Origin of the sequence: Streptomyces sp. NBC_01723, from assembly GCF_036246005.1 — a bacterium.
Classification (GTDB): Bacteria; Actinomycetota; Actinomycetes; order Streptomycetales; family Streptomycetaceae; genus Streptomyces.
Window position 1 is genome coordinate 1,016,750 of record NZ_CP109171.1, and the last position, 12,459, is coordinate 1,029,208.

The following is a 12,459-nucleotide window of genomic DNA, read 5'->3' on the forward strand; positions in this document are numbered from 1 at the left end:
AACACCTTTACCCCGGGGGGTATATTTCAGAGAGTGGCAACCGGCACAGCGGGGCTCCGAGGGGAGCACCCGAACCACGCCGCAGTGAGAGTTGAGGAGGAAGTCACGTGACCTACGACCGCACCGTGACCGTGCAGGCACCGTTCGACCGAGTACAGCAGGACGTCCGCCGCGCCCTGGCCGACCAGGGATTCGGAGTCCTGACCGAGATCGACGTGCAGGCGACCTTGAAGGCCAAGCTCGGCCATGACATGGAGCCCTATTTGATCCTGGGGGCCTGCAATCCGCCCCTCGCCCACCAGGCACTCGAAGCCGACCGCTCGATCGGGCTGCTGCTGCCCTGCAACGTGGTCGTCCGGTCCGACGGAGACCAAGTCATCGTCCAGGCCGTCGATCCCGGCACCATGGTCACCCTCACCGGCCTCGACGCCATGGCACCCGTGGCCGAGGAAGCCACCCGCCGCCTCGACGCAGCCCTCGCCTCCCTCACGGGCTCCGAGGACTGAACGCCGTGCCGGCGACAGGCTGAACGGGAAGGCCTCCAAGGCGCGCACCTTGGTCGGGGGACGAAGCCCGGGAGGCAGATCATCCGACTGTGGGAGGTGTCCCGGGCTGCTCCGCGGGGTCCGGCTCCCACGGCCGGTTTCGTCGCCTCGGACGACACCGCGCCGTCACCGGGTCCAGAGAGCGAAGGGCCGCCCGAAGCAGCCACGCGCGGGCAAGCCGTTCATCTCTGTGACGGGCCTGGAACCGACTACTGGAGGGCGTCGCGCCACACCGAGGGCTCTGGCCCGCCGAACTTCTGGACGTCGCCGGCGACAACGACCTCGGCAGGGAGAGCACCTTCCGCTGACTCCTTCCGCTGACTCCGGGGCCTTGGTCGAAGAATGCCGCCCTCTCCAGCACGCCCCCCTCACCCCACCAGGGACGTCACCCGACCCACGGCGCCCAGATCCGGACCACGCCCCGCGCATGCACGAAGGCACGCACCCTCCCCCGACCCCCTCGAAGGGGCGCTGGGCCGGATGACCTCGCCCAGCGAGGGCCTGACGGAACACACGATGGTCGACTGTCAGACCGGCCTGGAGAACCTGCCTCGACGTCCGGCCGCGCCAACAGGACCGGGAACTGCCCGCAGCGCATGGGGCCGAGGTCGCTCACCGGACCTCACGGGCCGCCGGTGACGCCGGGGGCATGCCGAACCACGACGACGGGGCAGGGGGCATGCTGAACACAGTGCATGCCCACCGAGCCCACCAACGCCTCGCGGAAGGCTCCACGTCCTCGATTGCCTACCACCAGAAGGTCAGCACCCACAGCAGCGTGCAGCAGGACGGCAGCTGGGTGCCCGGCAGTCACCTCGAGCCGCATGGCCACCGGTCGCGCCGGTCCGGGACCCAGGACGTCGTCGATGGTGCCGTTCAAGGCTTCGCGTGCGCGAACCTCGAAGTCACCAGTTTCCTTGTCCGTGGGCGGGACCAACCCGTGCCAGTGGACCGGATCCTCCCACGCGAGCACCACGTCCACTGCCGCGCCGGTCATCCGCGCCTGATCCACGGCCCACTGGAGCGCGGTCTTCGAGGACTCTGAACCGTCCACACCCACGACGATACGAGGAGGGGGCGCTGCCACGTCATTCATTACGCACCTGCCTGGCTCTGCCTGATTCCCCTCTCCCACTTTCCTCGCCGTGCGTCACCTTCGCCACCGCGAAAATCTTCCCGTCGGTGATCGACGAGGCGAGATCAGCGCCGAGCGACCATCAGGCGCTCCACCGGGCCTCGAATGGCCACCACGGCCCATGTCCCATGGAGCCGGCCTTCACTCAGTCGGCGCTTCCGGGATAGAGAACCGAGCCGACGCGCCGCGAGAGGTCCTGCCGAGCCTCCGCCGTCGGAGTGGGTGCCGCTGCCAGCAGTTCCCGTGCCAGGTCTCGCAGCTTGCGATTCGTCTGCTGGGAAAGCCGACGCAGCAGACGCATGGCGACCGCGGCATCGACACCGTACTGAGCCATCAACATGCCGCGCGCCAGATCAATGTCCTCCTGGCTGGCCCGAGCCCTGGTGACATCGCTCTCGGCAAGGTCCTTGGCATGCGTGACAACCGACTGGGTGACGTCGACGACGAAGCCCCGCACCGTAACCACCTTGCCCTGCTCGTCAGTCCTGCCGTCTGCCGCCAAGACGACAGCGTGGTCGTCACCGGCGACGTCCCTCAGCCTGTGGTAACAGCCGAAGGGTTTGCCGTCGGCTCGTACGCTGTCCATCGCGACGGTGACTCTGTCCCGATCCTCAGGATCCTGGTGTTCACGCAACCGCTCGCTGGTCGGAACGACTTCGTCGGGAACGTAACCGAGGAGTCGGTACATGTCGTCGGACCACCACCAGGCGTCCTCTTCCACTTTGTAGACGAACACCCCGGTCAGCGGTTCCTCCGCCGCCGGTTCGTTCGTCGCCACGCCCCGCAACACGGCCATCTCCCTCGGAAGCGCCCTTGCACCGGTGTTCTGATTCCAGTGTGACGCGGACCGCGGGTACTCCGCGTCACGGTGGCGGCGGCACCGTTGAGTCAGTCTGTTCACTCCGTGCCGTCGCAGCGGCTCTGCGGTCCCCGCTGCCGTGGCGCGGCGCAACACGAGTTTCGGGGGCCAGGGCGGATCCGGCGCATCGGAGACGGCCCCTCGCACCGCTCGTGATCGCGGCGGTCTGGCCCTCTACGGGGCTGAGGGGCCCCGTAGAGGGGGCTCTTGCGCAAGCATCTGCCGGATGACACGGCCGCTGACCTCGCGCGGCCGGACACGAACCCACAAGTCGCGCCTGCCCCCCGCCCAGGGCCCCGCCCCGAGATGGCGGGCGACGGCCTCGAGGGCATCATGGTCTGCCGGGTGCTCGACGGTACCTGTGATCAGGACACTCCAGCCCACGCCGGTGGCCTCGTCGATGTGATCGACCTCGAAGGCGACTTGGACGTCGGCAGGGACCCCGGCCGCGCCTGCCGGATCCGTGCGGTAGACCACGCTTCGTCCGTCGACGAAGAAGTTGACCGGAACCACTACTGGCGCGCCGGTGGCCGAACCAGCCGAGTAGCCGATGCGGCCAATTCCGTGCGTTCCCAGCCGCTGCCAGCATTCCTGCGTGGACAGACGCTGCAGGACCGGGCGGGAGACCCCCGATCCCCTGCCGGGCGGCGCATCGGGCCGTCCCGCCGTAAGTTCCTCGAGCGACACTTCCAGCACTCCAGCGAGCCGCGCGAGCGCATCGGGGTCGAAGTCCCCCGCCCGATTCTCCACCTCGCGCAGGTACACCAGGGACATGCCGGCTCGCAGGGCCAGCTCGTTTCTGGACATGCCCAGCCGCTCCCGGAGCACAGCTATTCGATCGGCCACACGCTCCTCTCCGGAGGACGCGTCGGTGCCTGCTTCCGAGCGCTCTCGATCCCCTGGCACGATGGTCCACCCCGCTTAGTCAGCCTTCTTTCAGGGGACCAGAGACCTGTGCAGTCCGCCAGCGCAGCACAATCGCCGTCAGCCGCGGGTCTGAGTCACCCTGCCAGGAACAGTCACTGCGGTGCCCTCCGCGCCCTACTCCTCCTCGCAACGAAGCCTGCAAGATCACGGCGCCGAAAAGGACGAGCCACGTACAGATCCAGGGGTGCTCCCGGGTCCCGAGGTGGGGCCGCTCCTCATGCGCCTCGGCCGTGGAGCTTCCGACCGCCCCTGGTTGTCTCAATGTTGGATTTCGAGCACATCGGCCACGGGGCGTCGGGGTGTACGGGGCCCCACGGGGCCGTATCCCAGCCTCAGCAGCATCTGCGGGTGTCCCGCGCCGGTCTTCGGATCGCGAAGCAGCCACCGCAGGTCGGGCCGTTCGAGAGGTTGTGTGGCGAGGGAGCAGACGAGGCCCTCGGCCGTCGCCAGCAGCAGGACGCGCTCCAGGGCCTGGCCTGCTTTCACCCAGTCTTCCGGGCGGTCGTGCGTCGTGCTGATGCAGGCGATCTGGGGGGCGGTTTCGAAGACCGCGCTGTTGCGCCCGCTCACCCGACGCGGGCCCGCGAAGTCCCTCATTGGCGCCTTGCCCCCGCTCCGGACCGGGCCGAAGGCATACGCCGGTACTCCATCGGCCGCGCACTTCACCGAAGGCGCATCGGTGCGCGTCCATTCCGCCAGTTCCCGGTCGGACTCGCTGTCGGTGAGACCACGGGCGTCGGCCTCGCGCACGAGCTCCAGCACATGTTGTAGGTGCCACGATGCCGGGTAGACCAACCTGGCTCCCTCGCGGCGGGCTGCTTCCGCCAGCGCGTCGCGCAGGCCGTCGGGAATCCGCTTCTCCTCGAAGGGAAAGCGGCTGCTGTGCCGTTCGGCGACGGCCTTGTGCAGCGCGGCCAGATCGCGGTCACCAGCACCGCGCCCGGAAACCCGGACGGTCGCGACGAGCGACGGTTGCTCTGGGTGGGGCAGTAGCCAGGTCTCCGCCTGCCAGCCTTCGTCGGCCAGGGCTGCCCTCAGATTCAGCAAGGCGGCACCGCAGCCGATGTGGAGACCTCGGGTCCGTGGATCCGAATAAGGCATGGCGCGGTCGTAGTCCGCATGGAGCTCGAACGTACGGGTGTGCCGAACGTAGCGGAAGCGCCAGGGTTGCGCGTTGTGCATCGACGGGGCCGCTACGGCGTCGCCGACCAGACTGATCACCTGTTCGTCGGATGGTGCTCGGTCGTTCACAGGTGTCTCCTCGTCCGCTCGCCGGAGAGCGGCTTCCTTGTCGCCGCCTGAAAAGTCGCTCTCCGACGCCGGCGCGTCCGCCTGTCGGTGGCGGGGACCGGTCAGCTCACAACGAACGTCGACCACCCCCTCGACCGAGCGCGTCAGTCCTTCGACCAGCGGGACGACAGCGGTGTCGCCGACCTCGCCGGCGAGCGTGACCACACCTTCGTGGACCTCGACCCGAAGCGCACCCGCGCTGTCGGGGAGACGGCCGTCGAGGACCTCGCGCAGGACTTCCTCGGCGATCTCTTGGTCTGGCCTCAGGAAGACTCTCAACAGATCACCACGGCTGACGATCCCCCGCAGTACGCCGTCGTCGTCCACCACGGGCATGCGTTTGATGCCACGGCGTGCCATGACGCGGGCGGCTCCGGCCAGGGTCTCGTCGGCGTGCACCGTGACGGCGGGAGACGTCATCAGGTCCGCCGCCGTCACCCCTCGGGCCTTGTCGTGGGCCGAGACGGACCCGGTCTTGCGCTGCATGTGCTGATCGCTGTCGCGGAACTCCTCCTTGCGCAGCAGGTCAGCCTCGGACACGACCCCGACCACGCGGTTCCCCACGTCGACCACGGGGAGGGCGCTGATCCGCCGGGTCCGCACGGTGCGCACGATGTCCTTGAAAGGCGCCCCGGCGGTGAGCGCCACGACGGAGCGGGTCATCACGTCACTCACGGTGTAGTCGGAGCCGTACATCGTTTCCTCCCGCGCATGGGGGTGGGACTCCCCACATGGCCAGGGTGAGCCTTCGAGGCCGTGGTGGCTTGGGCCGAACGGGCCCTCCCACGGGGCCGGTGTTCCCGCCGTGCTGCGGCTCGTCGCCCCGAGGCGGGGGGAGGCAGACACCGCCTCCAGGTCCTCGGTCCAGCCGGGTACGAGGACATGCCGGGTCGGGATGCGGACGCCGAGGCGGTCCGGTGGGGGTTACGGCAGAGTGCTGGTCACCGTCGCCGCCGGGCCGGTCCGGAGGCCGGGAGGACCGACCGGCCCCCTTCACGGGACCGGCGGCCCTCGCACCGCGCCGACCGGTGGGGAGACGCTGGGAACGGCACACACCCTCCGAGCCGAGGAGCGGGCGTCATGGTCCGGTACGTGTACGACTTCACCGACGGCGGGCGCGAGAGGGCCGGCCTGCTCGGCGGCAAGGGCGCCAACCTGGCCGAGATGACCCGGCTCGGTCTGCCGGTCCCACCGGGCTTCACCCTCACCACGGAGGCGTGCCGGGACTTCCTCGCCACCGGCACGGAGCCCGCGGGCCTCGCACGCGAGCTGTCCTCACACCTGGGCGGGCTGGAGGAGGCGGCCGGACGGCGCCTGGGGCAGCGGGACGATCCGCTGCTGGTGTCCGTCCGCTCGGGCGCCCGGTTCTCCATGCCCGGCATGATGGAGACCATCCTCGACGTCGGGCTGAACGACGACTCGGTGGGCGGGCTGGCGAAGGCGTCCGGGAGTGAGCGCTTCGCCTGGGACTCCTACCGTCGCCTCGTACAGATGTTCGGCAGTACCGTGATGGGCGTCGAGGCCCCCAGGTTCGAGGCGGCGCTGGACCGGCTGAAGGTGCTGCGAGGAGTTCCGGACGACGTGCACCTCGAGGCCGGCGACCTTGCCGGGCTCGTGGAGTCGTACAAGGAGCTCATCCGAAGCGAGACCGGCGAGGAGTTCCCGCAGTCCCCGGCAGACCAGCTCCGGCGAGCTGTCCTCGCCGTGTTCATGTCGTGGAACGGTGAACGGGCTCGGCTGTACCGGCGCCGCGAGCACATCCCGGACGACCTGGGGACCGCCGTCAACGTGCAGCGCATGGTCTTCGGCAATCTCGGGGCCGACTCCGGCAGCGGCGTCGCCTTCACCCGCGATCCGGCCACTGGACGGCCCGGTCTGTACGGCGACTACCTGCCCGACGCGCAGGGCGAGGACGTCGTCGCCGGTATCCGTAACACCGTTCCTCTCGCCGGGCTCGAGCGCCTGGACCCGCACTCCTACAGGCAGCTCCGGGAGCACATGCGGACACTGGAACGGCATTACCGCGACCTGTGCGACATCGAGTTCACCATCGAGCGCGGAAAGCTGTGGATGCTGCAGACCCGGGTGGGCAAGCGCACCGCCGAGGCGGCCTTCGCCATCGCCGCAGCCCTGACGGACGAGGGCCTCATCGGCGCGGACGAGGCCCTGGCGCGGGTGAGCGGGGAGGGACTGGCGCGGTTGATGTTCCCCCGCTTCGACGCCTCCACGACGGGCGAACCGCTCACACGCGGCCTGCCGGCCTCGCCGGGTGCCGCGGTCGGCGCCGCCGTCTTCGACTCCGCGGAAGCGGTACGGCGCCACGCCGCGGGTGAGCCGGTGGTCCTGGTGCGCCAGGAGACCAATCCGGACGACCTCCCCGGCATGGTCGCCGCCCGGGCGGTGCTGACCAGCCGGGGCGGCAAGACGTCGCACGCGGCCGTGGTCGCACGCGGCATGGGCAAGGTCTGCGTCTGCGGTGCGGAGGACATCGTCGTGGACACCGCGGCCCGGCGGCTCACCACAGGGGACGGCACCGTCGTCGAGGAGGGCACCGTGCTCTCCGTGGACGGCTCCGCGGGCACGGTGTACACCGGCGCGGTGCCGCTCGTCGACTCGGCGGTGATGCACCGGCTGGAAACCGGTGACGCCGACGGGATCCCGGACGCGCTGGTCGGCGCCGTCACGCGTGCCCTGGACCACGCGGACGAAGTACGGCGGCTGGAGGTCAGGGCCAATGCCGACACCCCCGAGGACGCCGCGCGCGCCCGTCGGTTCGGCGCCCAGGGCATCGGCCTGTGCCGCACCGAGCACATGTTCCTGGGCGAGCGGCGCAGGCTGGTCGAGCGGATGATCCTGGCCGACGGTGATACGGACCGCGACCGGGCGCTCGAGGCCCTCCTGCCGCTGCAACGCCAGGACTTCACGGGCATCCTCGCGGCGATGGACGGGCTGCCGGTCACCATCCGCCTCCTCGACCCGCCCCTGCACGAGTTCCTCCCCGACCGCCTCGGGCTCGCCACCCGCCTCGCCGCCGCCGAGGCCCGTGGCGAGACCCCGGACGGGCACGACGCCGAGTTGTTGGACGCCGTGAGCCGCATGCACGAGGAGAATCCGATGCTCGGGCTGCGCGGCGTCCGTCTCGGCCTGGTGGTTCCCGGGCTGGTCGCCATGCAGGTCCGGGCGGTGGCCGAGGCAGTCGTGGAGCGTGTCCGGGCGGGCGGCAGCCCGCAGGCGGAGATCATGGTCCCGCTCGTCGGCGACGTCACCGAGTTCCGGCTGGTACGCGAAGAGGTGGACCGCGTCCTGGCCGACGTGTCCGCCACGTCCGGCGTCCCGGTGGACTGCCCGGTCGGCACCATGATCGAATTGCCGCGGGCCGCACTCACCGCCGGCCGGATCGCCGAGGAAGCGGAGTTCTTCTCCTTCGGCACCAACGACCTCACCCAGACAACCTGGGGCTTCTCCCGCGACGACGTCGAGGCGGCCTTCTTCTCCGCCTACCTCGACAAGGGGGTCTTCACCGCCTCACCTTTCGAGACGATCGACCGCGAGGGCGTCGGACGGCTCGTGGAGATCGCCGTCGCCGAGGGCCGCTCCGTTCGGCCCTCCCTGGAGACGGGCGTGTGCGGCGAACACGGTGGAGACCCCGAGTCGGTGCACTTCTTCCACGCCGCCGGCCTCGACTACGTGTCCTGCTCACCGTTCCGGGTCCCGGTGGCCCGGCTGGAAGCCGGACGGGCCGCGCTGAAGGGAGAAGCGCCACCCGACATCAGGTGAGGGCCACGGCACTGGAGGCGACGCCTGCGCATGTCCAAGACCGCGGCGCCGGCGTCATCGGCGGCGTTACGCAGCATCCGCCCGCGGCCGGTGTACCAGAGCGGCCAAGTCCGGATGCAGCACAAAGGGGGCCGTGAGGTACTTGTTCAAGGGAGTGCGCACGTTGCTGAGACCGCGGAGGCCACCTGTTATGTCACCAGCTGTCATCGCGGGTCTGGAGACCCGGGAGGCCCGCTGTGTCTGATCCGGGGCACCACGGGGATTCTGCGCCGGAACAGCGCGCGGACGTCTCTGAGACGCACACCGCAGTGGTCTTCTTCATGGGAGATCGCGCTTACAAGCGCAAGAAGCCGGTGAATCTGGGGTTCTTGGACTACACCGCGCTGTCGTCGCGTCGCGCCGTGTGTGAGCGCGAGATCGAACTCAACCGACGGTTCTCGCCAGACGTGTACACGGGTCTGGGAGAGCTGCGCGCCCCGGGTGAGCAGGAGGCTGAGCCGCTTGTAGTGATGCGCCGCATGCCTGGTGACCGCCGTCTGTCGCATCTTGTCCGGGCCGGAGCCCCCGTCGACGAAGCCCTACGGGCCGTCGCCAGGCAACTCGCCGCATGGCACGTCGCCGCGCCCCGAGGACCCGGCATCGCGGCACAGGGCACGCGGGACGCCCTGGCAGCGCGCTGGGACGCCAGTTTGGCGCAGGTCGATGCCATGGCCGCCGAGGGCGCGACGAGGGACGAGCTGACTGGGATCGAGCGGCTGTTCCGTCGCTATCTCGCGGGCCGCAAGCCCTTGTTCGACCTTCGCATCGAGCAGGGGCGGGTGCTCGACGGGCATGGTGACCTTCTCGCCGACGACATCTTCTGCCTCGACGACGGGCCACGGATCCTGGACTGCCTGGAGTTCGACGACCTTCTCCGGTACGTCGACGGGCTTGACGACGCCGCGTTCCTGGCCATGGACCTCGAACTGCTGGGAGCGTCCGAGTCCGCGGCATTCTTCCTGGCCCAGTACAGCGAGTACTCCGGTGACCACGCACCGCGGTCCTTGTGGCACCACTACGTCGCCTATCGCGCCTTCGTCCGGGCCAAGGTCTCCATGATCCAGGCCCGGCAGGGCGCGCCCGGCGCGCAGGCGACGGCACGACAGCTCGTCGTCATGGCGCTGCGCCATCTGCGGACTTCGGCCGTAGGTCTGACGCTCGTGGCCGGACTTCCCGGCACCGGGAAGTCCACGCTTTCCGGGGCACTGGCCGACCGTCTGGGAGCAGTGCTGCTCAGCAGCGACCGTCTGCGCAAGGAGATGGCGGGACTCTCCCCTCAAGAGACCGCAACGGCCGAGTACGGCGAGGGCTTGTACACCCCTCAGTGGACGGCCAGAACCTATGTCGCGCTGCTGGACCGCGCAGCGGCTCTCCTGGCCAGGGGCGAGTCCGTGGTCCTGGATGCCACGTGGATCGACTCGGCCCAGCGCGAGGCGGCGCGGCGCACCGCAGAACACGCCGACGCCGATCTCGTGGCCCTGCACTGCCATGTGCCCGGCGACATGGCGGCGGCCCGCCTGACCACCCGTACCCCCGGCGCATCCGATGCCGATCTCCGCGTGGCCGACGCCATGGCGGCCAAGGAAGAGCCCTGGCCCGAGGCAATCAGCGTCGACACCAGCGGTTCTCTGGAATCGGCGGTCGCCCAGGCTATGGCGGCCGTCCGGCCGTGGGGCTCGGACCAGGCGAAAGTATTCCGGCGACCCTACATGGAGCCGGACTGACGCACGGCGGTGTCCACCCGGCCCTGTCGGGACCCGGTCCTCCCCATGTCTCCCTGGCCGTGCGGGCGATGACCGGATTGCGGTCGCCGTGCGAAGGTACGGCGACCAGCGCGTCGCTACGCACCGTGCCCACCTCGGCGAGCTCCCCCCATCGGTCATGACCGAACCAGTCCGCCGCTCGACTTGACGGCAGGGCGAGGGCCGAACGGCCGGAAATCCGGCCCGGGCAGCCCCTGGCGTCGTGCCGCGCCCGGGAACAGCCTGGAATCAGCGAAGGGCGCGCCGCCCGGCCTGCGTGCGGAGGCGAGGTACCGCTGGACGCCACCCGACCGCGCGCCCCCGAGAAGCAGGGAGCGGAGCGATGACCTCCATCACCACACTGGCCGCGGGCCTCCCGACGGAGCACCGTGAACGGCTCCTGCGAGCCGCTCGCGAGGTGTCCTTCGCGGCGGGCGCGCGCCTGTTCGAAGAGGGCGAGCGTGCCGACCGGTTCTGGATCGTCCGCACCGGCAGCGTCACCCTCGACCTGCGTGTGCCCGGCCGCCGGCCGGCCGCCATCGAGTCGCTCGGCCACGGGGAACTCCTCGGCTGGTCCTGGCACTTCCCGCCCTACCGGTGGCATCTGGGCGCTGAGGCGATGACCCCGGTTCGGGCCTGGGAGTTCGACGCCGAGGCCGTGCGTGGCCTGTGCGCCCAGGACCCGGCGTTCGGCCGTGCGGTCGCCGTCTGGGTCGGCAACGTGGTCGCCCAGAGGCTGCACGCGGCGCGCATCAGGCTGCTCGACCTGTACGGCCCGCACGGGAGCGGAAGCCTCCCATGACCCGGACGTCGTCCACTCCGCGAGAAGGAAACACCATGCTGTACGCCGGTCCGCGCGTCGTGAGCGACGTCATGACGCACACCGTCGTGGCCGTGGGCCGCGACGCCCCGTTCAAGGACATCGTCACGCTCATGCAGCAGTGGAAGGTCAGTGCCCTGCCCGTGCTGGAGGGCGAGGGCCGGGTCATCGGCGTCGTCTCCGAGGCCGACCTGCTCCCCAAGGAGGAGTTCCGCGACAGCGACCCGGACCGGTTCACCCAGATGCGCCGTCTGGCCGACCTGGCCAAGGCGGGAGGGCTGAGCGCGGCAGACGTGATGTCCGCGCCCGCCGTCACCGTCCACCCCGACGCCACGCTGGCGGAGGCGGCCCGCATCATGGCCCGGCGGAGCGTCAAGCGACTGCCGGTGGTCAGCTCTGAGGGACTGCTGGAGGGTGTGGTGAGCCGGGGAGACCTGCTGCGAGTCTTCCTGCGCGCGGACGAGGAGATCGCCGACGAAGTCGAGCACGACATCGTGCCGATCGTCTTCCCGGGCGCGGCCCGCCCTGTCCGCGTGGCCGTCGCCGACGGCGTGGTCACGCTCACGGGCCCCTTCCGGGACACGTCCCTCGTCCCGGTCGCCGCCCGACTGGTCCGCGCGGTGGAGGGCGTGGTCGACGTCGAGTGCAGGGTCGAGCGTGACGAGCCTCGTGAGGCCGTGGGAAGCAACAACCCCTGACCGGCGTGGCACGACCGTGCGCGGCCGGTGGTGTCCGGCCGCGCACGGCGTTGTGGGTACCCGCACCCGACAGGACGGTCAAGTCCTCCCGCGGGTCTGACTCAAGGCGGCCAGGGCACTCCGTACAAGTCCTGCCTGCCGCGGAGTTCGCGTCCGGTTACCAGTTCCGGCTCGATCCGCACGAAAAGGTCGCCCGGCCGGGCGGCCCACGAACGGGGGCCGGCTCTGATCAGGCGTTGCCGGTCGACGGGATCGGTCACCACGGAGGCCGGACCGGTGACGACGACACTCCACCCCGAGTGCGCCGCCGCGTCGACCTCGTCCGCCTCGAAGGCGATCACCGCTCCGTCGACGGCGCGGGCCATCTCGGACGCCGCCGAGGTCCGCAGCAGAACGGCACCGCCCCCGTCCAGCGAGAAGTGGACCGGCAGCACCGCCGGCAGCGCGTCGCGAGTAAAGACGACACGGCCCACATCCGCCATCGACAGCCTCCGCAGGCTCTCCTGCCTGCCCAGTTCCAGGAAACCGTCGTTGCGGTACATCGGCCCGCCGTCTCTCGTTCGTGAACCGTTCTCACCAGTGGTTCGGACGCGCCCGGCGCCACCGGACGCATCCGGCGAAGGTCGT

General features: G+C 70.3%; 10 protein-coding genes. 5 read left to right on the forward strand and 5 right to left on the reverse strand.

Annotated elements, in window-relative coordinates:
• Positions 1 to 107: 107 nt before the first annotated feature.
• Positions 108 to 506 carry a DUF302 domain-containing protein gene (locus tag OIE75_RS04845; RefSeq protein ID WP_307009965.1) on the forward strand — a complete coding sequence of 133 codons (399 nt, stop codon included), beginning with the start codon at positions 108 to 110 and terminating at the stop codon, positions 504 to 506.
• Positions 507 to 1,167: 661 nt separating this feature from the next.
• Here OIE75_RS04845 and OIE75_RS04850 read toward each other — a convergent pair.
• The 4 genes from OIE75_RS04850 to OIE75_RS04865 form a co-directional block, all read right to left on the reverse strand.
• Complete coding sequence (locus OIE75_RS04850) at positions 1,168 to 1,641, reverse strand: universal stress protein (protein WP_307009967.1); 474 nt, start codon at positions 1,639 to 1,641, stop codon at positions 1,168 to 1,170.
• Between the two features lie 184 nt (positions 1,642 to 1,825).
• Complete coding sequence (locus OIE75_RS04855) at positions 1,826 to 2,458, reverse strand: PAS and ANTAR domain-containing protein (RefSeq protein ID WP_329469691.1); 633 nt, start codon at positions 2,456 to 2,458, stop codon at positions 1,826 to 1,828.
• Positions 2,459 to 2,713: 255 nt separating this feature from the next.
• The gene (locus OIE75_RS04860) at positions 2,714 to 3,445 is read right to left on the reverse strand and encodes a helix-turn-helix domain-containing protein (RefSeq protein ID WP_329469692.1); all 732 of its coding nucleotides are present in this window, start codon (positions 3,443 to 3,445) and stop codon (positions 2,714 to 2,716) included.
• A gap of 279 nt (positions 3,446 to 3,724) precedes the next feature.
• Positions 3,725 to 5,452, reverse strand: a complete 1,728-nt coding sequence (locus tag OIE75_RS04865; protein WP_329469693.1) for an Acg family FMN-binding oxidoreductase — start codon at positions 5,450 to 5,452, stop codon at positions 3,725 to 3,727.
• A gap of 384 nt (positions 5,453 to 5,836) precedes the next feature.
• Here OIE75_RS04865 and ppdK point away from each other — a divergent pair, with 384 nt between their 5' ends.
• The 4 genes from ppdK to OIE75_RS04885 all read left to right on the forward strand — a co-directional run bounded on the left by ppdK (position 5,837) and on the right by OIE75_RS04885 (position 11,832).
• Entirely contained in the window at positions 5,837 to 8,533 is a 2,697-nt protein-coding gene (gene ppdK, locus OIE75_RS04870) for a pyruvate, phosphate dikinase (RefSeq protein ID WP_329469694.1), read from the forward strand.
• A gap of 236 nt (positions 8,534 to 8,769) precedes the next feature.
• A complete protein-coding gene (locus tag OIE75_RS04875; RefSeq protein WP_329469695.1) occupies positions 8,770 to 10,296 on the forward strand; it encodes a bifunctional aminoglycoside phosphotransferase/ATP-binding protein in 1,527 nt (508 codons plus the stop codon).
• A gap of 361 nt (positions 10,297 to 10,657) precedes the next feature.
• Entirely contained in the window at positions 10,658 to 11,116 is a 459-nt protein-coding gene (locus tag OIE75_RS04880) for a cyclic nucleotide-binding domain-containing protein (RefSeq protein WP_329469697.1), read from the forward strand.
• Between the two features lie 38 nt (positions 11,117 to 11,154).
• Complete coding sequence (locus OIE75_RS04885; RefSeq protein ID WP_329473934.1) at positions 11,155 to 11,832, forward strand: CBS domain-containing protein; 678 nt, start codon at positions 11,155 to 11,157, stop codon at positions 11,830 to 11,832.
• A 101-nt stretch (positions 11,833 to 11,933) separates the two neighbouring features.
• On the opposite strand, the gene OIE75_RS04890 is transcribed toward OIE75_RS04885, so the two are convergent.
• Positions 11,934 to 12,374 (reverse strand): pyridoxamine 5'-phosphate oxidase family protein, encoded by a 441-nt coding sequence (locus tag OIE75_RS04890; protein WP_329469698.1) that lies wholly within the window; start codon positions 12,372 to 12,374, stop codon positions 11,934 to 11,936.
• Positions 12,375 to 12,459: the final 85 nt, after the last annotated feature.

Bases quoted from the DNA above. Each gene is read 5' to 3' on its own strand.
- OIE75_RS04850 (WP_307009967.1), bottom strand. From the start codon at position 1,641: ATGAATGACGTGGCAGCGCCCCCTCCTCGTATCGTCGTGGGTGTGGAC.
- OIE75_RS04865 (WP_329469693.1), bottom strand. From the start codon at position 5,452: ATGTACGGCTCCGACTACACCGTGAGTGACGTGATGACCCGCTCCGTC.
- ppdK (WP_329469694.1), top strand. From the start codon at position 5,837: ATGGTCCGGTACGTGTACGACTTCACCGACGGCGGGCGCGAGAGGGCC.
- OIE75_RS04880 (WP_329469697.1), top strand. From the start codon at position 10,658: ATGACCTCCATCACCACACTGGCCGCGGGCCTCCCGACGGAGCACCGT.
- OIE75_RS04890 (WP_329469698.1), bottom strand. From the start codon at position 12,374: ATGTACCGCAACGACGGTTTCCTGGAACTGGGCAGGCAGGAGAGCCTG.